The following is a 23,695-nucleotide window of genomic DNA, read 5'->3' as shown; positions in this document are numbered from 1 at the left end:
CATGGCGACACTTGTATTTGGAAGTCTCGGCTCGCTCATGGGCGGGCCGGTCGGCGGGGCCATCGGCTCGCTCATGGGGCAGCAGGTGGATACCGCGCTGTTCGGCTCCACGCGCCGCCAGGGGCCGCGGCTCAAGGACACAGCCTTCACCACCTCAAGCTACGGCCAGCCCCTGCCCAGGCATTTTGGACGCGTGCGCACGGCGGGCTCGGTCATCTGGGCCACCGATCTGGTGGAGCGCAGCGAGGTGCAGGGTGGAGGAAAGGGAAGCCCCGCCGTCTCAACTTTCCGCTATTCAGCGAATTTCGCGATCGCGCTCGCCAGCCGACCTATCCAGGCAATCGGCCGGATCTGGGCAGACGGGCAACTCCTGCGCGGTGCCGGCGGTGACCTGAAGTGCGGTGGCACCATGCGCGTCCATACCGGAGCGGGGAACCAGCCGCCGGATCCGCTGATCGTCGCGGCGGAAGGTGCGGATCGATGCCCCGCCTATCGCGGGCTCGCCTATGTGGTGTTCGAGGAACTGGACTTGTCGGGCTTCTACAACCGGATCCCGGCCCTCACCTTTGAAGTCATCGCAGACGCGGACTTCACCCTACAGGATATGCTCGGAGGTGCGGAAAGCCCGATCGACGCCGCGATCCCGCTCCCCGGCGTGCTCGGCTACACCAGCGAGAGCTCTCCCGCCGACGATCTTCAGGCGTTCGGCCAGCTTATCCCACTGGAGATAGATGCGGGCAGCGCCCTCGTCATCGCGCGTCAGCGCACGCAGGCGAGCGTACTTCCTCTTCCCGAAGCGGCCATCGCAACCGGCGACGGAGACTTCGGAGCAACAAGCGGCTTCACCCGCCGCCGCGGGGTGCCTGCGGCCAACCGGCCCGGCATCCTGCGCTACTACGAGCTGGAGAGGGACTACCAGGCCAGCCTTCAGAGGGCGAGCGGACCGGCGTCGTCATCTGAACCGGCTGCCATCGAACTCCCAGCCACCCTCGAAGCCGCCACTGCCCGCACCCTGATCGAGAAGGCGTCCCGCAGGATCAACTGGACGCGTGACCGGGTGGCCTGGCGGAGTTGCGGACTGGATCCTGACCTGTCGCCGGGGGCATTGGTCGCAGTCCCGGGCGTTGCCGGCCACTGGCGGGTCAGGGAGTGGGAATGGCGTGACAGCGGCGTGGAACTGAGCCTTGAGCGCTCACTGCCCGCCGGGGCCGACGCCAGACCGAACCTTGCCTCGGACCCGGGGCGGAGCAATCCGGCTCCGGATCTGCCCGCCCCCGCGACGCGGCTTGTCGCCTTCGAGCTTCCTCTGGAACCCACGGCGAAGTTCGATGCGCCGCGTATCTTCGCTGCGGTGTCTGCCGCCGGTGAAGGCTGGTCAGGCGCAGCGCTCTACGCAGACACAGGGGACGGAGCCATGTTGCCGGTGGGCCCCAGCGGGCGAAAACGGGCCGTCATCGGTGACACTCTCACGATCCTGCCGGCCGCCACTCCGCTCCTGCTGGACCGGGCCTCCGAACTCGACGTCCTGCTGCTCGATCCGACGATGCAACTGGTGAGCGTTGATCCGCTGCCCTTGGCGCAAGGCCACAACCGCGCGCTTGTCGGCGAGGAAATCGTGCAGTTCGCCAGCGCGTGTCCGCTCGGAGGCGGCCGCTGGCGCTTGTCCAATTTCGTGCGCGGCTGCGCGGGAACGGAGAGCGCATTGCACGCGCACCAGCCGGGTGAGCCCTTCGTCCTGCTGGGCCGGGGTCTCGTTCCAATCGCCTCCGAGACGGTCGGCGCCGATCCGGAACGACGCATCCTTGCTCTGGGGCGGGGCGATCACGATCCTGTCTCCAGCCCCGTCCATCTGTCCGGCCTTTCATTGCGGCCGCTGGCGCCTGTCCATCCACGCCGGATGCAAGCGGACGACGGTGCAACGGTGTTCACCTGGACGCGGCGGGCGCGTGGCGAATGGTTCTGGCGTGACGGCGTCGATGTGCCCCTGACCGAACAGGCCGAACGCTATCTCGTCCTGCTGGGCTCTGTGGAAGCGCCTCTGGCGACCTGGGCCACGGCAGAGCCGCGCATCACCTTCGCTCCGGGAATGCTGACGACTTTCCCGTCGGACATGCCGCTTCATGTCCGCCAGTCGGGCACTCACGCCCTCTCGCCACCGCTCCTGCTGGGACGAGTGACGCCATAGATCGATCGGAGACCAAACCCGTGCCCGAACACACCTTTGACAGCATGACACCCCGGTTTGCCCTGCCTCTCCTTTATTCCGGGCAGGCGCAGAAGGAGATCTTCGTCAACGAATCCCTCTTGCTGGCCGACACCCTCCTGCATTGCACGGTGCGTGGCGAAATTGTCGCACCTCCGGAAAATTGCGAAGACGGGGAAACCTGGCTTGTAGCACCGGCGGCAACCGGGGCGTGGTCAGGGCGCGATGGCGCCATAGCCATGAAAAACGGCCATTCCTGGACCTTTATAGCGCCTCGAGACGGCCTGCGCGTCCTGGACCTGACCCGGGGTGCAACGCTGTTGTATCTGGGGCACTGGAGAAAAGCTTCTGTGCCCGTGGAACCACTTGGAGGGACGAGTGTTGATGGGGAGGCCCGGACCGCGATCAATGATCTGGTCGCGGCGCTGCAGGCCTTGGGTATTCTGCCCTCGGCTTGATGGGTGCAAGACACAGGGGTTTTTGGGGTGTTGCAGTTTCAATTTCCAGAAGGCGCAACAACTTCTCGCCCGATAACGAGCGCGGCAATTATGCAACAGTCGCGTTTAATGTGCGCTTGCACACGCAAGGCCGAGGGGGTAGACACTCTCGAACTCGGTGGCTCCAAATCTCTTAGTAGGGGAAACGTATGAGGAAACTCGTCATTGGATTGGCCATGGCATCTGCTGCCATCGCTACTCCCGCGCTGGCGCGCGATAATTCGTGGTATATTGAACTCGGCTTCGGCGGCATGATCGTCGAAGATGCGGACGTTGACGTCGGTCCCGTCGACAACGCCGCAACGGTCGACTTCAAGAAGGGCTTCGATGGCGGCGCCACTATGGGCTACGACTTCGGCGCTTTCCGTCTGGAAACCGAAGCCAGCTACCGTCAGGCCGATATCAAGAACAGCGGCGGTGACGACGCGAGCAACCTGTCGTTCATGGTGAACGGTCTGCTCGACTTCGGTCCGGACGATGGCCTTCAGGGCTTCATCGGCGGTGGTGCGGGCGTGGGTCGCGTCCATGTCGACGGCATCGATGACTCCGACACCGGCTTCGCGTGGCAGGCAATCGCGGGCATCCGCGCGCCGCTCAGCGCCAACTGGGACGCTGGCCTGAAGTACCGCTTCATGAACGTGTCGAACGTTGACCTCGTCAGCGCTGCCGGCGAAGACATCAGCACCCGCTGGCGTTCGCACTCGCTGCTCGGCACCCTGACCTACAACTTCGGTGGTGAAGAAGCGGCTCCGCCGCCGCCCCCGCCGCCGCCGCCGCCGCCGCCCCCGCCGCCCCCGCCGCCCCCGCCGGCTCCGGTCTGCAACAAGGGCCCGTACATCGTGTTCTTCGACTGGGATAAGTCGGACATCACGCCGGAAGCGTCGACCATCCTCGACAGCGCCATCAGCGCCTACGCAAACTGCGATAGCGTGCCGATCATGTTGGCAGGCTACACCGACCGTTCGGGTACGGTCACGTACAACCTGGGCCTCTCGGAGCGTCGTAACGCTTCGGTCCGCGCGTACCTGACCGGCCGCGGCATCCCCGATGCCTCGATCTCGAGCCAGGCCTTCGGTGAAGCTAACCCGCGCGTCCCGACTGCGGACGGCGTGCGTGAGCTGCAGAACCGCCGCGTCGAAATCACTTACGGTCCGGGTTCGGGCATGTAAGCGAACCGGCAACGGTAAAGATTGGGGGGTCGGAGCAATCCGGCCCCCTTTTCTTTTGCCCGCAGCGGACAAGAAAAATGGCCCGGAAAGCCAATGCTTCCGGGCCAGATCGGCTAAGTACCTTGTCGTGGTTTACGCCGCGTAAGGCGTGGGATCGATCAGGCCGGCGTCGGCAAACCCAGCCTTGCGCAAGCGGCAGCTATCGCAGAGCCCGCAGGCCCTGTTCCCGGGCTGGGGATCATAGCACGACCAGCTCATGCCCGGGTCAAGGCCCAGGCGGGCCGTCTCACGGGCGATGTCCGCCTTGCCCATGAACTGCAGGGGGGCATGTATCCGCAGCTTCTGCCCTTCCGCGCCGACCTTGGTCGCCAAGCCGGCGATGTTCTCAAACGCGGCGATGAATTCGGGACGGCAATCCGGATAACCGGAATAGTCGAGGGCGTTGACGCCGATAAAGATGTCGGCAGCCCCGATCGCCTCGGCCCAGGCCAGCGTGAGGGACAGAAACACGAGATTGCGGGCCGGCACGTAAGTGACCGGAACTTCGGCTCCCACGCCATCCTTGGGCACGGCGATGTCATCGGTAAGAGCTGAGCCGCCGAACCTTCGAAGATCCAGCGGTAAGACCACGTGGCGCTCCGCACCCACGAACCGTGCGATCTTGGCGGCAGCGTCCAGTTCGCACCTGTGGCGCTGGTTGTAGTCGATCGTCAGGGCATTGACTGCGAAACCCTGCTCACGCGCGATGCCGGCGCAGACCATGGAATCGAGTCCGCCCGAAAGCAGCACTACGGCCGGCTTCGACCCGGCTGGCGGAGGGAAAGATGTGTGTTCCTGCATGACTGTCCCGCTACGCCTCCCGCAGCGGCACGACAATCCTCAACTGCGGCAGTTGCCTGTCTGGCGAGCCTCGGCCGAGAACGCGAACGGGACGCCGCGCGATATCCCCTGGCTGTCTATTTGAATCAGCCGGTTCGTTTCGCGCCGCACCTGCGTACGGCCGTAGCCGTTGCCCCGGCAGGTGTACTGCACCGTCACCTGATCGGCCTTGTCTTCGATGACGACCCTTCTGCAGGCCATTCCCGGGTGGCGGAGCTGGATCAGGCCATGGCCGCCTTCAACGCACAAGTTGTGTACCCCGCCGCCACGTTCGCGCATCTCCCAGTTGCCGTCCTGCAACTCATCGAGCATGTGCAGGGCCGGGCGTTGGCCATGCGCCGCACCGGCGATGGCCACGCACGCACCAAGGCTCAGAGCCGAGAGAATGATCTTTGTTCTCATTCCACCGTTTCCTGCTTCACGCGGCTGCAATACCCGCCGGTGGCGGCGTTCGTTCATCAAACCCGTATGCGCAGAATCTTCGAACAGAACGCACAGTCCACCGGTATCGACCCGTCCTCGTCCCTCAGCTCGGCAAGCTGGTCCTCCGGGAAGCGGGACAGGATCGATAGATAGTGATCGACGGTGCAACGGCAACCGCGCTGAAGCAGTTGAAGTGGCTCGACACGCACTTCGTTTTCTTCATGGAAAAGGCGCCAGACCAGTTGTTCCAGACTGAGCACCGGGTCCACAAGTTCGGCCTCCTGAACCGTGCCGGCCAGTATGGCCACATGTTCCCAGTCCGGGTGCTGCTCCTTGGCGTGAAGCCGCTCGCGGCCTTCCTCTCCATCGGGAAGATGCTGGACGAGGATGCCGCCGGCGGTGCAACGCGGCCCATTCGAACGCACGGCTACGCGGATCAGCGTCGGGATCTGCTCGGACTGGGCGAAGTACGCCTCGCAAGCCTGGGCGAACGAAGCGCCTTCCAGCGGCACGACGCCCTGGTAACGGTCGTTGGTGGCCGCGAGATCGAAGGTGATCGCAAGATACCCCTTGCCGAAGATCGTCTCCAGCGAGCAGCCCTCCTCCAGCGCTCCCACCTTCTCGGGATCGTGGCGCAGATAGCCGCGGACTTCGCCGTTGCGATAGTCGCAGACGAGCAGGTCCACCACGCCACCTTCCGCCTGCGCCTGTATGGTAAGCTGCGCCTGGTCGTCCTTCAGCAACGACCCCATGAGCGCTGTCAGGACGAGGGCTTCTGCCAGCACATGCTTGACCACCTTGGGGTAGTCATGCGCCGACAGCACTGTTTCCAGCACGGGCCCAAGCCGCACGACGCGTCCGCGTGCATGCCGGTCAGGCACGCTGAAGGCCAGCACCCGGTCGAAACCGGTATCATCAGTGCGCAGAAGATCGTCCCCGTTCACAGCTTGCCCAATGCCCAAAGCAGAACCGACTTCTGGGCATGAATGCGATTTTCCGCCTCATCCCAGACAGCCGACTGCGGTCCATCCATCACCTCGTCGGTGACTTCCTCGTTGCGGTGCGCGGGAAGGCAGTGGAGGAACGTCGCCCCCGGCGCTGCTGCCGCCATCAGGGCCGCATTGACCTGGTAAGGCTGCATGGCGGCCACGTGCTGTTCCCCACCGGCCTGGCCCATAGACACCCACGTGTCGGTGACCACGACCTGCGCCCCGGCGACGGCCTCGGCCGGATCCTGGCTGAGGACCACCTCGCCGCCCGCTGCGCGCGCGCGTTCGATGAAGCCGGCGTCGGGCTCGTAACCCTTGGGCCCGCCGATGCGGATCGTGAACTTCATCAGACCGGCGGCTTCGATCAGCGAGTTGACGACGTTGTTGCCGTCACCCAGCCAGGCAAGCTGCAGCCCCGGCAGCGCATGCCCGCGTTCCACAACCGTCAAGAGGTCTGCCACGATCTGACAGGGATGCGACAGGTCGGTCAGCCCATTGATGACGGGCACGTCCGCATAGCGGGCAAGTTCCTCGACCTTCGCATGGTCGTCGGTGCGGATCATGATCGCGTCGACCATGCGGCTGAGAACGCGTGCGGTGTCGGCAATACTTTCTCCACGGCCGATCTGCGTATTTCCCGCTTCCATGATCAGCGCCGAGCCGCCGAGCTGGCGCATGGCCATGTCGAAAGACACCCGCGTACGGGTGGAGTTCTTCTCGAAGATCATGGCAAGCACGTGCCCGGCAAGCGGAGCGTCCACATCCGGGCGCCCCTTGGGCCAGGCCGCGCGGGCCGCCTTGCGGTCGATCGCGTCGTTGATCATGGCTGCGATCGTGTCGCCGCCGGCATCGGAGAGGCTCAGGAAGTCCTTGGCCATCAGGCAGCCTCCTCGGGCTGGTAGCTTGCGGCCGCTGCCGACAGCTTCTGCATGAATTCGTCGATGTGGCTGTCGTCAATGACGAGCGGCGGCAAGATGCGCACCACGTTGTCTCCGGCCGAAACCGTCAGCAGACCGTGCTGGTCGCGCATGTGGGCGACGAACGCACGCGGCTCTACCTTCATCTTGAGACCGATGAACAGGCCTCGGCCGCGCACCAGTTCGAACAGGTCGGGATAGTTTCCGATGAACTGCTCCAGCCGCGCCTTCAGGCGCTCCCCCTTTGCCCGTACCTCGGCGAGGAAGGCGTCGTTCGGGATCACGTCCAGGACGGCGCCGACCGCCGCCATGGCGAACGGATTGCCCCCGTAGGTCGACCCGTGCGTGCCGGCGGTCATGCCGCGCGCCGCTTTTTCGGTCGCAAGACAAGCGCCGACCGGGAAGCCGCCGCCGATGCCCTTCGCGGTCGCCATGATGTCCGGCGTGATGCCGTACTGCTCGTAGGCGTAGAACGTCCCGGCACGGCCGACGCCACTCTGCACTTCGTCCAGGATCAGCATGAGGTCGAACTCGTCGCAGAGCGCGCGCAGGCCTTGCATGAACTCGTCCGTCGCGATCCGTATGCCGCCCTCTCCCTGGATCGGTTCCACCAGGAAGCCTGCCGTGTTAGGCCCGATCGCCGCCCGAGCCGCTTCAAGGTCATTGAAGTCCACGTACTTGAAGCCGGGAAGCAGCGGGAGGAAGCCCTTGTGCATCTTCTCCTGGCTGGAAGCACTGATCGTGGCGAGCGTGCGGCCGTGGAAAGCGTTATTGAACGTGATCAGTTCGAACTTCTGGTCGTTGCCCGCGGACTGGTGATAGGCCCGGGCGGTCTTGATCGCGCATTCCACCGCTTCTGCGCCGGAGTTCGTGAAGAACAGCGTGTCTGCAAAGGTCAGGTCGACCAGGCGCTTGGCCACGGCTTCGCCTTGCGGGCTGCCGTAGAGGTTCGACACGTGCATCAGCGTGCCAGCCTGCTTCTGGATGGCTTCCACCAGCGCCGGGTGCGAATGACCGAGGGCATTCACGGCGATGCCACTGGCGAAGTCAAGGAATCGACGGCCGTCCTCGCTGATAAGATGGCAGTGCTCGCCGCGAACGGGCCGCACGCCGCACCGGGGATATACGGGCATCAGCGGGGTAATGGACATGTCGGTAATCCTTGAAGAAATCGTGGTCCTGAAGATCGCAAACGACAAATGGCGGCCCCATACGGACCGCCATCTGCGCGCATTTAGACTGTTGCAGCCCCCCGGTCAAACCGCCGGGGGTCGTGCTGGCAGGATCAATCCTGGCGCGGCACCAGATTGACCGCCGAGTACTTGCCTCGTCGATCGACCTCGATGTCGAATTCCACGCGATCGCCTTCGTTGAGGCCGGACATGCCCGAACGCTCAACCGCGCTGATGTGCACGAAAGCGTCCGGCTGGCCGTCATCGCGCGTGATGAAGCCAAAGCCCTTCATGGAGTTGAAGAACTTGACCGTGCCGGTGGCCTTCTCGCCAGTGAGCTGGCGCTGCGGCGCCGGTTCACGCTTGGCGACGGGGATCACGTCACCCACGACCGAAAGGTCGGTAGCCGAGATCTTGCCGCCGCGATCGACGAGCTGGAATTCGAGCTGCTGCCCTTCAGCCAGGCCTTCGAGGCCGGCGCGTTCGACCGAGCTGATGTGCACGAACACATCGTCGCCACCTTCGTCGCGCTGGATGAAGCCGAAGCCCTTGGCTGCGTTGAAGAACTTCACGACGCCACGGCCTTGTCCGACAACCTGGGCAGGCATCCCGCCGCCGCGCTGGCCGCCGCCGAAGCCGCCACCACCGCCGCCGCCGAAGCCGCCGCCACGGGAACCGCCGCCGAAGCCGCCGCCGCCCCCGCCGCCACCGCCGAAGCGGTCACCGCCGCCGAAGCGATCGCCGCCACCGCCGAAGCGGTCACCGCCGCCGAAACGATCCTGTCCAGCGAAGAAAGGATCGAACTCGTCCTCTCCGAACCGCTGCTTGTCGCGTCCCCTTCCGCGACGACCTCTGTCAAAACCCATGTCTACGAACGTACCTTCGCTGCGCCCCTCAAGCATTCGCCAGGCGCGTGGACGATCCGCGCCAAACGTCAGGAGAACAGCCGAGCACAAGCCCGGCCCTTTCCTGCGATCATCACTCTTACACGAGTCTGAACGCTATGGCGAACGGAAATGCGCGTCGTTCCGGGGCAATTACGACGAATCTGGCTATTTTTGGGTACGAAACGGCTTGCCTGTTGAGGACGAAGGGTCTTCATGCGGGCACCAGGCCGGCGATGCGCCGCAGTTACCGGGAGAATGCGCAAGATGTTCCGCCAGATCACCGAAACGGTCTATGCCAGCCCGCAGATCGATACTGACGCCGTGGCACAGGCAAAGGCGCTTGGTATCGTACGCATCATCAACAATCGGCCCGAAGGCGAAAGCGATGACCAGACGCCAAGCGACGTGATCGAGACGGCCGCCCGGGCCGCAGGTATCGACTATGTCGCCATTCCCGTGTCTCACGCCGGGTTCAGCCAGGCGCAGGTCGACGCGATGGGAGAGGCTCTCGACACGGACGGTCCGGTGCTGGCCTATTGCCGCTCCGGTACGCGCTCTACGCTGCTGTGGGCCCTCGCCCGCGCCAAGGCTGGCGATAATCCCGCCGTCATCGCCTCGAAGGCCGCTGGCGCGGGCTATGATGTCAGTCCGGTACGGCAACTGATCGACATGCTTTCCGCCGGGCGCTGACTCGAGGGGCGCGTGCCCTCACCTCTTCGCTGAAGACCTGAGGCCGGAGTGCTCTTTCCCGGGCGCTTCGTCGCGCGTCGCGCCGACCTGCCGGCCCGCCCGCCGGGACCGACGCACAAAAAAGGGCCGGAGCGCTTGGCCCCGGCCATCAAGGTTGTGTTCGCAGGAGGAACATCGGTTGGCGACGACGGGTGGGAGGAGAGGAGGAAGTACCCGCCGCCGCCAAACTGGAGAAACTTAGTTGTAAGCGCGCTCCCCGTGCTCGCCGATGTCGAGGCCGTCTGCCTCCACTTCGGGGCTGACACGAAGACCCGTCACTGCCTTGGCGATGAACATCGCGATGACCGTGCCGACGACCGAGAGGACGATGGTGGCAACGACGGCGGCGATCTGGGTTCCGACCTGAGAGCCGATCGAGAAGTCTGCGCCCCCGGGTCCGCCCAGCGAAGGAGCATAGACAATGCCGGTGCCGATGGCGCCGACGATGCCGCCGACACCATGGATGCCGAAGGCGTCGAGCGAGTCGTCATAGCCAAGGGCGGGCTTCACCTTGGAAACGAAGATGAAGCAGACGATCGAAGCCACAGCGCCAAGGACGATCGCACCGAAGGGGCCCGAGTTGCCGGCTGCGGGAGTGACGGCAACAAGGCCGGCAATGATGCCCGAGCAGTAACCCAGCGCCGAACCCTTGTGGCCCGAAAACTTCTCGGCAAGCATCCAGAACAGAGCAGCCGAAGCGGTTGCGGTAAAGGTGTTGATCATGGCCAGCGCCGCCGAACCATTCGCTTCCAGCGCCGAACCGGCGTTGAAACCGAACCAGCCCACCCACAGGAGACCGGTGCCCACGAACGTCAGCGTAAGCGAGTGCGGAGCCATCGGCTCGGCCGGGTAGCCTTTGCGCTTGCCGAGGATCAGGGCCGCGACGAGCGCCGAGACGCCGGCGTTGATGTGAACTACGGTGCCGCCGGCGAAGTCCAGGGCGCCCATCACGAAGAACACCCCGCGCGCTTCCCAGACCATGTGCGCGATCGGGTAGTAGACGATCAGAAGCCAGACGACGGCAAAGGTCATCACGGCTGAGAACTTCATGCGCTCGACCACCGAGCCGAGGACCAGTGCGATCGTGATCGCGGAGAAGGTCATCTGGAAGCAGACGAAAATCAGTTCCGAAATGACGACGCCGTCCGTGAAGGTGGCGGCAGTCGCGTCCGGCGTAACACCGGCGAGGAAGAACTTGCCCCAGCTGATGAACTGGTTGCCTTCAGGGCCAAAAGCGAGGCCATAGCCCACCATCACCCACATCAGCATGGCCAGCGCGGTGACGCCGCCGATCTGAGTCATCGTCGAGAGCATGTTCTTGGAGCGGGTGAGGCCGCCGTAGAACAGTGCCAGCCCCGGCAGGATCATCATCAGGACGAGCAGCGTGGAGACCATCATCCAGGCGTTGTTGCCCGGATCGGGCACCGGCGCGGCAGCGCCCTGCGCCCAGGCTGCGGTGGAGGCGGCGAGCGACGAAAGCGTCGCTGCAAGGCCGCCGAACAACTTGCGGTTCATCATGAAAGCCCCCCTCAGAGCGCGGTATCGCCTGCCTCGCCGGTGCGGATGCGCACGGCGGAAGCGAGGTCCAGGACGAAGATCTTGCCATCACCGATGGCCTCTGTGCTTGCGACCTGCTGGATCGTTTCCACGATCTTGGGCGCAAGATCGTCAGGTGCTGCAACCTCGATCTTCACCTTTGGCAGCATGTTGGTCGAGTACTCGGCTCCGCGGTAGATTTCGGTCTGCCCCTTCTGGCGGCCGAAGCCCTTTACTTCCGAGACGGTCATGCCGGCGACGCCGATGGCCCCCAGCGCCTCCCGCACTTCGTCCAGCTTGAAGGGCTTGATGATGGCGATGATGAACTTCATGCCGATCCCCTGTTAGCCACCGGCCCCAGCGCCGGCTAATCAGGATTAAGCAAGCACCGTGCCAAATGGGCATAGAGGAGGAACTGGCGAAGCCAGGCGCAGCCTTGGCTGCAAAAAGCCTTCGTCAGGCGATCAAAGCCGCCTGTTCTAGAGGCAGTTGCCTAATTTTTAGGCAGACTGAGCGCGGCGACGACTGGAAGATGGTCTGAGCCGACGGCCGCCAGCGGACTGTGATGGACGTGCGTGTCCTCCACCGCCCAGTCGGGTGAGACGACGATCCTGTCGAGCATGGCAAGCGGGCGGCGCGACGGGAAGCTGCGGCCCGGCGCAAGGACACGCCACTGGCCGCCGAACTCCCGGAGCGAGCCGCCGCGCTGCGCCCACTCGTTGAGGTCGCCCATGATGACTGTGGGCACGCGCGCTTCGCAATGCTCGCAATGGGAGAGGATGGAACGGATCTGGAGGCGTCTGCGCAGCCCCGACAGATCAAGATGCATGCCGACGATGCGCAGCCGCCGGCCTTCCACCACCAGGTCGGCGCGAACGGCACCGCGCGGTTCGAGCACCGGCAGGGGCACCGGCGAGGCTTCCACCAGGTCGATGCCCCTGCGCACGAGGATGGCGTTGCCGTGCCATCCCAGACTGTCCGGCTTCATCGACATCGGAACCGGCTCGTAGTCTGTCGCCCCGTGGATCGCGTCCAGCGGCAGCACCGCCATACGGCGACCGTAGCGCCGGTCCACTTCCTGCAAGGCCACGACGTCGGCGTCGATCTCTTTCAGCACCGTAAGGATACGTTCGGGATCCCGACGCCGGTCCAGCCCGACGGCCTTGTGGATGTTGTAACTGGCGAACTTGAGGAGCAATGCACGGTTCCGCTGATTTGGCCTTGAGTGACAAGCACCTGGGGAGCCGTCAGGTTCCGTGAGAGCGTCTGGCGATCCCTCAGCGCTCCTTTGTGGCGCTGAAGGTCAGGTCCGGGTTGCGCTCCTGCTGATAGCTGACGTCCCATGCCGAACGTGCCATGAACACCGGATCTCCGTCCCGGTCCCTTGCCAGGTTCATCTTGTTGAACTCCGCAAAGTCACGCAGTGCCTTATCATCGCCCTTGAGCCAGCGGGCGGTGTCGAACGGCGATCCCTCGAGCACGGCTTCCACCTTGTACTCGGCTTCGAGGCGGCTGATGAGCACGTCGAGCTGAAGCTGACCCACCACGCCGACGATCCACTGCGATCCGATCTCCGGATAGAACACCTGGATCACGCCTTCTTCTGACAGGTCGTCCAGCGCCTTCCTGAGCTGCTTGGTCTTGGTCGGGTCCTTCAGCGCCACGCGGCGCAGGATTTCCGGCGCGAAGTTCGGCAGGCCAACGAAGCGCACGTCGTTGCGTTCCGACAGCGTGTCACCCACGCGCAACGTGCCATGATTGGGAATACCGATGATATCGCCCGGCTCCGCGTTATCCGCGATCTCGCGGTCCTGCGCGAAGAAGAGGATCGGCGAATGAACGGCGATCGGCTTGCCCAGCCCGGAGGGCGTAAGCTTCATGCCGCGCTTGAACGTGCCGGACACCAGCCGCATGAAGGCGATGCGGTCCCGGTGCATGGGATCCATGTTCGCCTGCACCTTGAAGATGAAGCCGGTGACTTCCTTGTTCGAAGGCTCAATCGGGCCCTGATCGGACGGCTGCGGGCGGGGCGGGGGCGCATAACGCGCGATGGCGTCGATCAGCTCAGCTATGCCGAAATTCTTGAGTGCCGAGCCGAAGTAGACCGGCGTCAGGTCCCCGCCGCGATACGCCTCGACGTCGAATTCGGGATAGCCTGCCTGGGCCAGCTCCAATTCTTCCGCCACCGCTTCGGGCAGGGTGGCGCCCTCCTCCACCTTGCCGAGGAACTCCTTCGAGGGGCCTTCCGGCCGGCTGATGCGGCCGGAGGCGATGTCGAGGATACCCTCGAACTGGCCACCCATACCGACCGGCCAGGACATCGGGCACACGTCGAGCGCCAGCATGTCGGCCACTTCGTCCAGGAGGTCGAAGCAGGCGCGGCCTTCGCGGTCGACCTTGTTGATGAAGGTGATGATCGGCACCGAGCGGAGACGGCACACTTCGAACAGCTTGCGGGTCTGGGGCTCGATGCCCTTCGCCGCGTCGATCACCATGATCGCCGAATCGACGGCCGTCAGGGTCCGGTAGGTGTCCTCCGAGAAATCCTCGTGGCCCGGCGTGTCGAGCAGGTTGAAGGTGATACCGTCGCGCTCGAACGTCATGACCGAGCTGGTCACCGAGATGCCGCGCTGCTGCTCGATCTTCATCCAGTCCGAACGCGCGCGCCGCGCCGCCCCGCGTGCCTTTACCTGGCCGGCAAGATGAATCGCACCGCCCTGAAGCAGCAGCTTCTCCGTCAGCGTGGTCTTACCGGCGTCAGGGTGGGAAATGATCGCGAAAGTGCGCCGGGACGGGTGGGCAGAGGTTGTCATCCGCGCGCTTTAGTTTGCCGGCGGGCAGAAGGAAAGTCCGTCGTCTGCCCCTTTCGGCAAGCCGGGTCAGCCTTCGCGCGCGACCTGGAAGCCGGCGAAGGACTGATTGACCGGCATCAGTTCCAGCGTGTTGATGTTGATGTGAGGTGGCAGCGAAGCAACCCAGAGCACGGTTTCAGCGATGTCATCGCCGGTCATCGGGTTTACGCCCGCGTAAAGCCGGTCCGATGCGTCCTGGTCGCCGCCGTTGCGCACGACGGTGAATTCCGTTTCCACCATGCCGGGCTCGATCGAGGTGACCCGCACGCCGGTGCCGGACAGGTCGGATCGCAGGCCAAGGGCCAGCTGGCGCACGAAAGCCTTGGTGCCGCCGTACACGTTGCCGCCCGTGTAAGGATACGTCGCCGCCACGGACGACAGCATCACGATCGCTCCTTTGCGCTCGATCAGGCCAGGCAGAAGCCGGTGCGTGATCGAAGCCAGCGCGGTGACGTTGGTGTCGATCATCGTCTTCCAGTCCGCCAGTTCGGACTGCTGCGCGGGGGCCGCACCGCGCGCCAGTCCGGCGTTGTTGACCAAACAGTCGATCGCCGAGAATTCCGCCGGCAGCGCATCAAGCGCCGCGTCACGCGCCGCCTCGTCGCGAACATCGAAGACGGCGGCATGGAAGCGGTCGCCTCCCAACTCCGCACCAAGGGCGGCAAGCCTGTCAGCCCGGCGGCCGGTGCCGACGACGCGCCAGCCCGCCTTCACGAAAGCACGAGCGCAGGCTTCGCCGATGCCGGACGTGGCGCCGGTTACGAGAACGGTTTTCATGGCGGGCTCCTTCAGTCGGCGGGCAGGACTTTAACGTCCATGCGAAAGCTGCGCACCTCGGACGGCGGCAGGATGACGATGCCGGGCTTTTCGCGGAAATCCTCGGCGAAGCCAAGAGGGTCCGCCATGCCCTGCCACGGCTCTATGCACAGGTAGGCCGCGCCCGGCTTCTGCCAGATGCCCAGCATCGGCGTATCGGGGAAGGCGATCGCGAGCTGGCTTGATCCGGGAGCGCCGAATGTCAGGCTGCGGCTGGAAAGGCGATCCCAGATGAGGGCGTCGTCCTTGAAGTGCGCTTCGTCCGGTTGCAGCAGGTGGCCTTCGACCGGAGTGGCGAGAGGTTCCGGGAGAACCAGACCTGTTGCCCGGTCCAGACGGCGGATCGGTTGAGGCTCGGGACAGTCGAACGCGATGGCATGGTCACCCTTCGCGGCGCTTCCGGGAAGCGGCCAGGCGAAGGCCGGGTGAAAACCGAAGCTGAAGGGCATCGCCTCAAGCCCCGTGTTCGTGATGCGGGCTTCCATGCACAGGCTGGAGCCTTCGATCCGCAAGAGCATCTCCAGCGCAAAGGCAAACGGGTAAACCGCACGCGTCTCCTCCGTATCCGTCAGCCGGAACATGGCGTGGCCTCGGTCGGCCTCCACGACCGCAAAGGACGAATGCCGTGCGAAGCCATGCTTGGGCAGCGCGTACTCTCGCCCGTCCAGACGGTAGCGATTGTTGTTCACTGCGCCAACGATCGGGAACAGCAAGGGCGCGTGCCCGGTCCAGAACGCCGGGTCCGCATCCGTCATGTACTCACGGCCGAGCCTGTCCGTGAGCGACCACAGCTCCGCCCCGATCGGATTGATCCGGGCGGTGAGATCGCCGGAGGTGATGGTTACGAAATTCCCGTCAGTCACCGGCGATCTCCCTTGTCCGTTACCCGCGCAGGACCGCACCCAGCTTTGCGGCAGCGGTCGTTACCTTCTCGCTGATCGCCTTCAGGTCATCGTCCTTGTAGCTCTTCTCGAGCGGCTGAAGGGTGACCTCCAGCGCGAGGGACTTCTGGCCCTCAGGAACGCCCTGCCCGCGGAAATCATCAAACAGGCGAACCGCGACGATGTTCGCCTTGTCCGCGCCCTGGACCACGCGGACCAGATCGCCGGAGGGGAAGTGCGCGGGCACGAGGAAGGCATAGTCCCGCGTCACCGCCTGCAACGGCGGAGGCGCATAGGAGACGCGCGCGAAGCTGGCTGCGCCCTTGCGCGCCGGAATGGCGTCGAGGAACACTTCCGCCAGCGCAACCGGACCGTCCACGTCGAACTGCTTCGCAACCGTGGGGTGCAGCATGCCGAAGCGGGCGAGCACTGTCTTGGGGCCGAGACGCAGCGTAGCCGACTGGCCCGGGTGGAACTGCGGACCCGCCTCACCCATCACCTGAAGCTTCTCCACCGGCGCGCCGGCTTCCGCCAGCAGGGCGAGGACTTCAGCCTTTGCGTCGTAGGCGTCGAACGCCGTCGCCTTTCCGGTCGCCCAGCCGCGCGGGGCCTTCTCGCCCGCGAGCACAAGGCTTACCGTGAGGCGTTCGTCGCTGATGCCGGCGGCACCGCGAAGGTAGCGGCGACCGAGCTCGAAGAGGCGCAGCGATGCCGCACCGCGATCGAGGTTGCGCTTCGCCGCCATCAGCAGGCCCGGCAGCAGCGAGGGGCGCATGGCCTTCATGTCCTCGCTGATGGGATTGGCAAGAACCCAGAGCGGCCCCTCGGCAAAGGCCTGCGCTGCGGGTTCCGGCAGGAACGACCAGGTGACCGCTTCCTGCATCCCGCGGGCCGCCGCTGCCCGGCGCACGCGCCGCTCCAGCGTCTGGGCAGGCGTGGCGGTCGGCTTGGCGACACCATCGGCGCGCGGCAGCGGCACGCTGGCCACCTTGTCGAGACCGTGGATGCGTACCACCTCCTCCACGATATCCGGGCCGCCGTCGATGTCGGGACGCCAGCCCGGAACCGTGACGGCCCAGCTCTGATCCCACTCCGCCTCCTCGCCCACGACCGCGAAGCCGAGGCTCTCAAGGATGCGCTTCTGTTCGGCCGGTGCGACCTTCACACCGCCGAGCTTCTCCACCAGCGAAGGCGTGAAGTTGACGATCTTCGGCGTGCCCGGCGCGGCACCGGCGCGAACGATCTCGGACGCCTCGCCGCCGCAGAGGTGCTGGATGAGCTTCGTGAGGTGAGCGAGCCCGGCTTCGAGGAAGTTGGGGTCGATGCCCCGTTCGAACCGGCCCCGCGCATCGGACGTCAGGTTCAGCTTGCGACCCGTCTTCGCGATACGCTCGGGGTCAAAGTACGCGATCTCAAGGAGAATGTCGGTCGTCGCGTCTCCGCAGCCCGAGTGCTCCCCGCCCATGATGCCCGCGATGTCGTGTACGCCGGACTGATCCGCAATCACGGTCATCTCGGCATCGAGCGTGTAGGTCTTCTCGTTCAGCGCCACGACCGTCTCGCCCTCAGCCGCGCGGCGTGCGACGACCGCGCCGTTCAGCTTGGCAAGATCGTAGGCGTGAGCCGGGCGCCCGTAGGCGAGCATGATGTAATTGGTGGCATCCACCAGCGCCGAGATCGGACGCTGGCCTGCTGCCTTCAGTCGATCCTGGAGCCACTGCGGAGACGGCCCGTTCTGCACGCCCTTGATGACGCGGCCATAGAAGGCGGGGCACCCTTCGGTGTCCTCGATGCGGATCTCGACCGGGCACGGGAAGCTACCGGGGATATCCAATGCCTCGATCGGCTTCAGCGTCCCGACGCCGGCCGCCGCCAGATCGCGTGCGATGCCGTAGACGCCCATGCAGTCGGGACGGTTCGGCGTGATCGCGACGTCGATGACCGGATCGGCGCCGTGGTACTCCGCAAAGGACGTGCCGATAGGCGCGTCTTCGGGAAGTTCGATGATGCCATCGTGATCTTCACCCAGTTCCAGTTCGCGGGTGGAGCACATCATGCCGTTGGATTCGACGCCGCGAATGGCCGACTTCTTGAGGACGAGGCCATTGGCGGGCACGGTCGCGCCCGGAAGGCCCAGCACACCGACAAGGCCCGCCCGCGCGTTGGGGGCGCCGCAGACAACCTGCAGCGGGGCTCCTTCGCCCGTATCCACAGTGAGGACCTGCAGCTTGTCCGCGTCCGGATGTCGGGCGGCCGTCAGCACCTTGGCCACCCGGAAACCGGCGAGCTTCTCGGCCGGATCCTCGATGCCTTCGACTTCAAGCCCGATGGCGTTGAGCTTGGCTGCGATCTCCTCGATCGTCGCGTCCGTGTCCAGGTACTGCTTCAGCCAGGAAAGCGAGAATTTCATCGTGTAATATCCTTCCCGCTCAAGCCGGCGTGCCGACGCCGCCCGAAAGGGTCGGCACGTCGAGGGCGGAGAAACCGTAGTGGGAGAGCCAGCGCACGTCGCCGTCGAAGAAGGCGCGCAGATCGTCCATGCCGTACTTCAGCATGGCGAGGCGATCGACGCCGATGCCGAAGGCGAAACCCTGCCATTCGTCCGGGTCGATGCCGCCCGCCGCGATGACGTGGCGATTGACCATGCCGCAACCCAGGACTTCCATCCAGGCGTGGCCCGGTGCGTCGCCCGATCCGCCGACCACGCGGCGGCCGCCCTGATTGGCGTAGCCGACATCGACCTCGACCGAAGGCTCGGTGAAGGGGAAGTAGCTCGGACGCAGGCGCAGAACGATGTCGTCCCGCTCGAAGAACGCCTTGAGGAAGGCCTCGAGCGTCCACTTCAGGTGACCTAGGTGAATGCCCTTGTCGATGACCAGCCCTTCGATCTGATGGAACATCGGCGTGTGCGTCGCGTCGCTATCCGAGCGGTAGACGCGGCCCGGCGCAACGATGCGCAGCGGTGCGCCCTGGCTCAGCATCGTGCGGACCTGAACCGGCGAGGTGTGCGTGCGCAGCAGCATCTCTCGGCCGGCGTCGTTCCTGTCAGGGAAGTAGAAGGTGTCGTGCATCGCGCGCGCCGGATGGCTTTCCGGCATGTTGAGCGCGGTGAAGTTGTGCCAGTCGTCCTCGATTTCCGGCCCGGTCGCCACGGCAAAGCCGAGGTCGGCGAAGACTTCCGCCAATTCGTCCATCACTTGCGAGATCGGGTGCACCACCCCGCGAGGAGCGGCAGGAGCCGGGAGCGAAAGGTCGATCGTTTCGGAGGCAAGGCGCGCGTCCAGCGCGGCCGTTTCCAGCACGTCCTTGCGGCTGGCCAATGCCTCGGTCACACTTTCGCGCAGGGCGTGGATCTTGGGTCCTTCCACCTTGCGCTCTTCCGGATCGAGCTTGCCCAGCGTCTTGAGAAGACCCGAAATCGAGCCTTGCTTGCCGAGAAATTCGACGCGCAGGGCTTCCAGCGTATCGAGATCATCGGCGCCCGCGATGCGGGATAGCGCCTCCTGGCCGGTTGCTGCGTAGTCCACTGGTCGTCTGCCTGCCTAATGGTTTGAGTTGGTCGTGCTGGCGCTCCTTAGGCAGAAGGGCCGTCGACCGCAATCTATGAGGCCTCTGCCGGAGGCAGGCGTTCCACGTGGAGCTTTCTGCTCCGAACGCAAAAGGGGCGTGGAAGCAACCGCTCCACGCCCCTCTCGAAATCGCTTGTGAAGCGTCTGCTTCGCAGCCGCGGATTACTCCGCCGGCAGCGCCGCCTTGGCCTGAGCGATGACAGCGCTGAACACGCCGCCTTCGTTCATGGCGAGGTCCGCCATCGCCTTGCGGTCCAGTTCGATCCCGGCGAGCTTCACGCCGTGGATGAACTGCGAGTAGGTCAGGCCTTCAGCGCGGACTGCCGCGTTGATGCGCTGGATCCACAGCGCGCGGAAGGTCCGCTTCTTGATCTTGCGGTCACGGTACGCGTACTGGCCGGCCTTTTCGACGGCCTGACGGGCAACGCGGATCGTGTTCTTGCGACGGCCACGGAAACCCTTGGCCTGTTCCAGAATACGCTTGTGCTTGGCGCGGGTGGTGACACCCCTCTTAATACGGCTCATCGGTCAGTACTCCTCAGTTGAGCCCGTAGGGCGCCCACTTCTTGATCACCTTGGCATCGGCGTCAGAAATGACTTCCGTGCCGCGGTTCTGGCGGATGTACTTGCCGTTGTGGCTCATGAGGCGGTGGCGCTTGCCGGCAACGCCGTGCTTCACCTTGCCGGTCGCGGTGAGCTTGAAGCGCTTCTTCACGCCGCTCTTGGTCTTCAGCTTGGGCATTTTCGTCTCCTTGGTCGGGACACGTCCCGCCGGCCATGGCAGCCCTTTTCGCCAGGCCGACCCGCGAATCTCCCGAAAGGCAGACTCGACCGTGTCGATTGAAGGACGCGCCCTTAGGGGCAGTTACGCCCGAAGGCAAGCAGTCTGCGAAAAGACCGGCAGGCGGTGCCGCCTCAACCAGTCGAGAAAGTCCCCGCATGGGATACGCAAGGCTCCCCTCGGCGGTGCGCCTCGCCATAGATAAGCCTGCGCGGCAACCAGCCGTCCGGCCGCCGTTCGTACCCGCACGGTTTCCCGCCGGTACTCCCGACCCTCGTAGCGGTCGAGCCGCGCCTGGTCTCCGGCACTCAAAGCGAGGTCGCACAGCCGCCCGGAGACCCGGCCCTGCCCCCGCACGAGGGCAGGAAACCAGCCGCCGTCGTGCGCGATACCATGGAGGCGCCCCGCCGCATACGCGGGTTCCGCAAGAGCCAGCCGCGCCCCCATCCATGCCGCCATCGGCGTGGCTGCATCGGGCTGAAGCGTGCCGTAGAGAAAGAGGCGCAAGTCAGTCGTGGTGATGGCAGGCCATAGCCTCGATCACATCTTCGAGACGAGCCGGATCTCCCATAGCCAGGACCTCTCCGGTCGAACCGGCGTTAAGCGGCTCCCCGTTCCAGTCGCACATGGTGCCGCCCGCCCCTTCGACGATCGGCACCAGCGCCGCCCAGTCGTGGAGCTTGAGCCCGGCCTCGCAGATGAGGTCAAGGTGACCGCTGGCGAGAAGGCCGTAATTGTAGCAGTCCCCCCCCATCATCATGCGCTTGTGGTCCGTTTTGGCCGCAAGCGTCATGAAATGGTCGCCCTGATGGTCGTCGAAATACTGCGGGCCGGTGGTCGCGAGCATGGCATCGGACAAGGTGCGGCAGGGGCGGGTACGCACCTCCCCTCCGTTGAAGGTCGTCGCACGCCCGCTCGCTCCGACCCACCGCTCCTTCAGAATGGGCTGGTCTATGATTCCCAGAACCGGCCAGCCGTCCACGAGCAGTGCGATCAGGGTGCCGAAGATCGGTCGCCCGGCGATGAAGGATACCGTGCCATCGATGGGATCAAGAACCCAGGTGCGGTTGGACGACCCCTCTTCGGTGCCGAACTCCTCACCGATGATCGTATCGCGACCGGCCTCGGCTTTGAGGATGCGGCGCATGGCTTCCTCGGCCGCACGATCCGCAACGGTCACCGGAGAGGCATCCATCTTCCTATCGGCGGAAATGCCGGAACGAAAATGCGGGCGAATCGCGTCACCCGCCACGTCGGCAAGGCGCAGGGCGAGGGCGATATCCTGTTCGATCTTCATCATCTCGCTCTGCCCTGTGGCGCGCGAAGCGGTCAAGTTCCTTGCGACAGCCGCCTGCAACCCCGATCATCCTGACATTTGTTAACACATCCGGATTTTCGTCCATTGCCGACCCTCTGAGCCCGGCGTATCGGCAATAAGGGGCATTAATTCAGGGTTAATATGCAGCGTAAATTTCGCCCTGCGGTCGATCCGATGGTCAAATCGCGCGAGGGCAAGACACGGGATGGGCAGCCCATGTCCTACAACCGCAGCCCGGCCGCCGACCTGGTTCCGTGGCTGGCGCGCTTCCACGTGTCGAGCATGTCCATGCCGGAGGGCCATGTGCTTTCGTGCGGTCTGCTCAACGAAGCGGCCACGGTGCGCATTTTCCTGAGCGGAGAGTGGACAGTACACACCGCCGATGGCCCGGCCCTTCTCAGGAACGGCGCCTTCTACTTCGGACCGAACTCCCGTCACATGCCGGTGACGGTCAGCGGCAGCTTCGTCAGCGTAGGGTTCGCGCTCCGGCCGGGCACCGGCACGGCGCTGAAGCTCCCGCACGTCGGCGACTACGTCGACCGGGTGGTCCCCACGGATGTCCTGAATGCGCCCTCCGCCGACTTCGTTGCGGCGATTGATCCCGGCGCCCCGCCGGAGCAATGGCTTCAGGGAATAGAGGAAGTCACCCGCCGCCAGGTGAAGGAGCGGGGTGGCGGCCGGCCCGATCCCGTCACCGCCGCCTTCGAAGCGATCAGCTTCAGCAACCCGGGTCTGTCGATCAAGGAGGCGGCGGCGGGCTGCGGGGTGGATCGCCGCAAGCTCGAACGCGTGATCAGCCGCGACTTCGGGATGCCGCCCAAACAGGTGCTGCGCCGGGCGCGGGCGCTTGACATGGCCAGCTATCTGCGCGGCGTCGCCGACGCGGCCGAAGGCGAGGAGATGGCTCTTCGCTATTACGACGAGAGCCACCTGATACACGAATTCACGAACTTGTTCGGTATATCGCCGCGACAGTTCATAGCACGGCCCCAGCCTATCCTCACGCTGTCGCTCGAAGCGCGGCAGGCGCGGCGTCTGGAAATGCTGAACCGGCTGACCCCGGGCGGAATCCGCCCTTGGGAATAGCCGGTCACTGCCTCAGTCAAACAGGCTCGACACCGAGCTTTCGTCGGCGATGCGGCGGATCGCTTCGCCGACCAGCGGGGCAATGGTGAGGATGCGGATCTTGTCGGAAGCCTTGGCGGCCTCGGTTGCCTGGATCGAATCGGTGATGACCAGTTCCTTGAGAGCCGAACTCGTCACGCGGCTCACCGCAGCACCCGAGAGGACGCCGTGCGTGATGTAGGCCGTCACGCTGACGGCGCCGGCATCCATCAGGGCCTGCGCCGCGTTGCACAGGGTGCCGCCCGAATCGATGATATCGTCGATCAGGATGCAGGCGCGGCCCTTCACGTCGCCGATGATGTTCATCACCTCGGACTGGCCCGGACGGTCGCGACGCTTGTCGACGATCGACAGCGGCGCGTTGTCGAGGCGCTTCGCAAGAGCGCGGGCGCGCACCACGCCGCCGACGTCGGGCGATACCACCATCAGCGACTGGTCGCCATATCGCGCCTGGATGTCCGCCGCCATGACCGGCGCGGCAAACAGGTTGTCGGTCGGGATATCGAAGAAGCCCTGGATCTGTCCCGCGTGCAGGTCGACCGAAAGAACGCGGTCGGCACCTGCCTCTGTGATCAGGTTGGAGACCAGCTTGGCCGAGATCGGCGTGCGCGGGCCGGGCTTGCGGTCCTGCCGGGCATAGCCGAAGTAGGGAACCACCGCCGTGATGCGCTTGGCCGAGGCGCGACGCAGCGCGTCGATGCAGATCAGCAGTTCCATCAGGTTGTCGTTCGCGGGATAGCTCGTCGGCTGAACGACGAAGACGTCCTCGCCACGCACGTTCTCGTGAATTTCGACGAAGATCTCCTCGTCAGCGAAGCGGCGGACGCTGGCGTCGGTCAGCGGCAGTTCGAGATACGCTGCGATCGCACGCGCGAGCGGCAGGTTGCTGTTGCCGGACATGATCTTCATTTTGGCGAATCCCCGTGACGTTTCCTGGCGGTCTGTCGTTGGG

Annotated in this window: 24 protein-coding genes; 5 read left to right on the top strand and 19 right to left on the bottom strand. The window is 65.0% G+C overall.

Features of this window, described 5'->3' with window-relative positions; genetic code table 11:
- Nucleotide 1: 1 nt before the first annotated feature.
- The 3 genes from C2R25_RS04160 to C2R25_RS04150 all read left to right on the top strand — a co-directional run bounded on the left by C2R25_RS04160 (nt 2) and on the right by C2R25_RS04150 (nt 3,869).
- Entirely contained in the window at nt 2–2,185 is a 2,184-nt protein-coding gene (locus tag C2R25_RS04160; protein WP_103727977.1) for a phage tail protein, read from the top strand.
- A 20-nt stretch (nt 2,186–2,205) separates the two neighbouring features.
- Nucleotides 2,206–2,661 carry a DUF2793 domain-containing protein gene (locus tag C2R25_RS04155; protein WP_233203757.1) on the top strand — a complete coding sequence of 152 codons (456 nt, stop codon included), beginning with the start codon at nt 2,206–2,208 and terminating at the stop codon, nt 2,659–2,661.
- 188 nt (nt 2,662–2,849) lie between these two features.
- A complete protein-coding gene (locus C2R25_RS04150) occupies nt 2,850–3,869 on the top strand; it encodes an OmpA family protein (RefSeq protein WP_103727976.1) in 1,020 nt (339 codons plus the stop codon).
- A gap of 132 nt (nt 3,870–4,001) precedes the next feature.
- Here C2R25_RS04150 and queC read toward each other — a convergent pair whose 3' ends face one another.
- From queC to C2R25_RS21200, 6 genes are all read right to left on the bottom strand, one after another.
- Nucleotides 4,002–4,709, bottom strand: coding sequence for a 7-cyano-7-deazaguanine synthase QueC (queC, locus tag C2R25_RS04145; protein ID WP_103727975.1), 708 nt, complete (start codon nt 4,707–4,709; stop codon nt 4,002–4,004).
- Between the two features lie 39 nt (nt 4,710–4,748).
- Nucleotides 4,749–5,150 (bottom strand): hypothetical protein, encoded by a 402-nt coding sequence (locus tag C2R25_RS04140; RefSeq protein WP_199183759.1) that lies wholly within the window; start codon nt 5,148–5,150, stop codon nt 4,749–4,751.
- 56 nt (nt 5,151–5,206) lie between these two features.
- Entirely contained in the window at nt 5,207–6,115 is a 909-nt protein-coding gene (locus tag C2R25_RS04135; RefSeq protein ID WP_103727974.1) for an Hsp33 family molecular chaperone HslO, read from the bottom strand.
- Nucleotides 6,112–7,038, bottom strand: coding sequence for an ornithine carbamoyltransferase (gene argF, locus C2R25_RS04130; protein ID WP_103727973.1), 927 nt, complete (start codon nt 7,036–7,038; stop codon nt 6,112–6,114). The genes C2R25_RS04135 and argF overlap by 4 nt, the downstream gene beginning before the upstream one ends.
- Nucleotides 7,038–8,228, bottom strand: a complete 1,191-nt coding sequence (locus tag C2R25_RS04125; protein WP_103727972.1) for an aspartate aminotransferase family protein — start codon at nt 8,226–8,228, stop codon at nt 7,038–7,040. Before C2R25_RS04125 ends, argF begins: the two co-directional genes overlap by 1 nt.
- Nucleotides 8,229–8,362: 134 nt before the next feature.
- The gene (locus C2R25_RS21200; protein ID WP_103728565.1) at nt 8,363–9,115 is read right to left on the bottom strand and encodes a cold-shock protein; all 753 of its coding nucleotides are present in this window, start codon (nt 9,113–9,115) and stop codon (nt 8,363–8,365) included.
- A gap of 285 nt (nt 9,116–9,400) precedes the next feature.
- Between C2R25_RS21200 and C2R25_RS04115 the strand changes: the two genes are divergently transcribed.
- Nucleotides 9,401–9,826, top strand: a complete 426-nt coding sequence (locus tag C2R25_RS04115) for a TIGR01244 family sulfur transferase (RefSeq protein WP_103727971.1) — start codon at nt 9,401–9,403, stop codon at nt 9,824–9,826.
- 237 nt (nt 9,827–10,063) lie between these two features.
- Here the strand turns inward: C2R25_RS04115 and C2R25_RS04110 are convergent, their stop codons facing one another.
- From C2R25_RS04110 to C2R25_RS04055, 12 genes are all read right to left on the bottom strand, one after another.
- The gene (locus tag C2R25_RS04110; protein ID WP_103728564.1) at nt 10,064–11,380 is read right to left on the bottom strand and encodes an ammonium transporter; all 1,317 of its coding nucleotides are present in this window, start codon (nt 11,378–11,380) and stop codon (nt 10,064–10,066) included.
- Nucleotides 11,381–11,394: 14 nt separating this feature from the next.
- Nucleotides 11,395–11,733, bottom strand: coding sequence for a P-II family nitrogen regulator (locus C2R25_RS04105; RefSeq protein WP_007687500.1), 339 nt, complete (start codon nt 11,731–11,733; stop codon nt 11,395–11,397).
- 161 nt (nt 11,734–11,894) lie between these two features.
- On the bottom strand, nt 11,895–12,599 hold the full coding sequence (locus C2R25_RS04100; protein WP_103727970.1) for an endonuclease/exonuclease/phosphatase family protein: 705 nt from the start codon (nt 12,597–12,599) through the stop codon (nt 11,895–11,897).
- Between the two features lie 79 nt (nt 12,600–12,678).
- Nucleotides 12,679–14,214 (bottom strand): peptide chain release factor 3, encoded by a 1,536-nt coding sequence (locus C2R25_RS04095; RefSeq protein ID WP_103727969.1) that lies wholly within the window; start codon nt 14,212–14,214, stop codon nt 12,679–12,681.
- Between the two features lie 66 nt (nt 14,215–14,280).
- Nucleotides 14,281–15,030, bottom strand: coding sequence for an SDR family NAD(P)-dependent oxidoreductase (locus C2R25_RS04090; RefSeq protein WP_103727968.1), 750 nt, complete (start codon nt 15,028–15,030; stop codon nt 14,281–14,283).
- An 11-nt stretch (nt 15,031–15,041) separates the two neighbouring features.
- Nucleotides 15,042–15,932, bottom strand: a complete 891-nt coding sequence (locus C2R25_RS04085; protein ID WP_103727967.1) for an aldose 1-epimerase family protein — start codon at nt 15,930–15,932, stop codon at nt 15,042–15,044.
- 19 nt (nt 15,933–15,951) lie between these two features.
- Nucleotides 15,952–18,360 (bottom strand): phenylalanine--tRNA ligase subunit beta, encoded by a 2,409-nt coding sequence (gene pheT / locus C2R25_RS04080; protein WP_103727966.1) that lies wholly within the window; start codon nt 18,358–18,360, stop codon nt 15,952–15,954.
- Nucleotides 18,361–18,379: 19 nt separating this feature from the next.
- Entirely contained in the window at nt 18,380–19,477 is a 1,098-nt protein-coding gene (gene pheS / locus C2R25_RS04075; RefSeq protein WP_103727965.1) for a phenylalanine--tRNA ligase subunit alpha, read from the bottom strand.
- Nucleotides 19,478–19,681: 204 nt separating this feature from the next.
- A complete protein-coding gene (gene rplT, locus C2R25_RS04070) occupies nt 19,682–20,044 on the bottom strand; it encodes a 50S ribosomal protein L20 (protein ID WP_103727964.1) in 363 nt (120 codons plus the stop codon).
- 13 nt (nt 20,045–20,057) lie between these two features.
- On the bottom strand, nt 20,058–20,261 hold the full coding sequence (gene rpmI / locus C2R25_RS04065) for a 50S ribosomal protein L35 (protein ID WP_008829613.1): 204 nt from the start codon (nt 20,259–20,261) through the stop codon (nt 20,058–20,060).
- 123 nt (nt 20,262–20,384) lie between these two features.
- Nucleotides 20,385–20,807: a gamma-glutamylcyclotransferase gene (locus C2R25_RS04060; protein ID WP_233203755.1), complete on the bottom strand. Its 423-nt coding sequence runs from the start codon at nt 20,805–20,807 to the stop codon at nt 20,385–20,387.
- A 1-nt stretch (nt 20,808) separates the two neighbouring features.
- On the bottom strand, nt 20,809–21,597 hold the full coding sequence (locus C2R25_RS04055; RefSeq protein WP_103728563.1) for an inositol monophosphatase family protein: 789 nt from the start codon (nt 21,595–21,597) through the stop codon (nt 20,809–20,811).
- A gap of 195 nt (nt 21,598–21,792) precedes the next feature.
- Between C2R25_RS04055 and C2R25_RS04050 the strand changes: the two genes are divergently transcribed.
- Nucleotides 21,793–22,704 carry an AraC family transcriptional regulator gene (locus C2R25_RS04050; RefSeq protein WP_233203754.1) on the top strand — a complete coding sequence of 304 codons (912 nt, stop codon included), beginning with the start codon at nt 21,793–21,795 and terminating at the stop codon, nt 22,702–22,704.
- Nucleotides 22,705–22,716: 12 nt separating this feature from the next.
- On the opposite strand, the gene C2R25_RS04045 is transcribed toward C2R25_RS04050, so the two are convergent.
- Entirely contained in the window at nt 22,717–23,652 is a 936-nt protein-coding gene (locus tag C2R25_RS04045; protein WP_103727961.1) for a ribose-phosphate pyrophosphokinase, read from the bottom strand.
- Nucleotides 23,653–23,695: the final 43 nt, after the last annotated feature.

The sequence above is a fragment of the Novosphingobium sp. HII-3 genome (genome assembly GCF_002916655.1).
GTDB classification, from domain to species: domain Bacteria; phylum Pseudomonadota; class Alphaproteobacteria; order Sphingomonadales; family Sphingomonadaceae; genus Novosphingobium; species Novosphingobium panipatense.
Note: the sequence above shows the minus strand (reverse complement) of the source record. Positions and strands in the feature narration are given on the sequence as shown.

Bases quoted from the DNA above. Each gene is read 5' to 3' on its own strand.
- C2R25_RS04140 (WP_199183759.1), bottom strand. From the start codon at position 5,150: ATGAGAACAAAGATCATTCTCTCGGCTCTGAGCCTTGGTGCGTGCGTG.
- C2R25_RS04115 (WP_103727971.1), top strand. From the start codon at position 9,401: ATGTTCCGCCAGATCACCGAAACGGTCTATGCCAGCCCGCAGATCGAT.
- C2R25_RS04160 (WP_103727977.1), top strand. From the start codon at position 2: ATGGCGACACTTGTATTTGGAAGTCTCGGCTCGCTCATGGGCGGGCCG.
- rpmI (WP_008829613.1), bottom strand. From the start codon at position 20,261: ATGCCCAAGCTGAAGACCAAGAGCGGCGTGAAGAAGCGCTTCAAGCTC.
- rplT (WP_103727964.1), bottom strand. From the start codon at position 20,044: ATGAGCCGTATTAAGAGGGGTGTCACCACCCGCGCCAAGCACAAGCGT.
- C2R25_RS04105 (WP_007687500.1), bottom strand. From the start codon at position 11,733: ATGAAGTTCATCATCGCCATCATCAAGCCCTTCAAGCTGGACGAAGTG.
- C2R25_RS21200 (WP_103728565.1), bottom strand. From the start codon at position 9,115: ATGGGTTTTGACAGAGGTCGTCGCGGAAGGGGACGCGACAAGCAGCGG.
- C2R25_RS04045 (WP_103727961.1), bottom strand. From the start codon at position 23,652: ATGAAGATCATGTCCGGCAACAGCAACCTGCCGCTCGCGCGTGCGATC.
- C2R25_RS04150 (WP_103727976.1), top strand. From the start codon at position 2,850: ATGAGGAAACTCGTCATTGGATTGGCCATGGCATCTGCTGCCATCGCT.
- argF (WP_103727973.1), bottom strand. From the start codon at position 7,038: ATGGCCAAGGACTTCCTGAGCCTCTCCGATGCCGGCGGCGACACGATC.
- C2R25_RS04125 (WP_103727972.1), bottom strand. From the start codon at position 8,228: ATGTCCATTACCCCGCTGATGCCCGTATATCCCCGGTGCGGCGTGCGG.
- C2R25_RS04055 (WP_103728563.1), bottom strand. From the start codon at position 21,597: ATGAAGATCGAACAGGATATCGCCCTCGCCCTGCGCCTTGCCGACGTG.
- C2R25_RS04090 (WP_103727968.1), bottom strand. From the start codon at position 15,030: ATGAAAACCGTTCTCGTAACCGGCGCCACGTCCGGCATCGGCGAAGCC.
- pheT (WP_103727966.1), bottom strand. From the start codon at position 18,360: ATGAAATTCTCGCTTTCCTGGCTGAAGCAGTACCTGGACACGGACGCG.
- C2R25_RS04095 (WP_103727969.1), bottom strand. From the start codon at position 14,214: ATGACAACCTCTGCCCACCCGTCCCGGCGCACTTTCGCGATCATTTCC.
- C2R25_RS04050 (WP_233203754.1), top strand. From the start codon at position 21,793: ATGGTCAAATCGCGCGAGGGCAAGACACGGGATGGGCAGCCCATGTCC.
- C2R25_RS04110 (WP_103728564.1), bottom strand. From the start codon at position 11,380: ATGAACCGCAAGTTGTTCGGCGGCCTTGCAGCGACGCTTTCGTCGCTC.
- queC (WP_103727975.1), bottom strand. From the start codon at position 4,709: ATGCAGGAACACACATCTTTCCCTCCGCCAGCCGGGTCGAAGCCGGCC.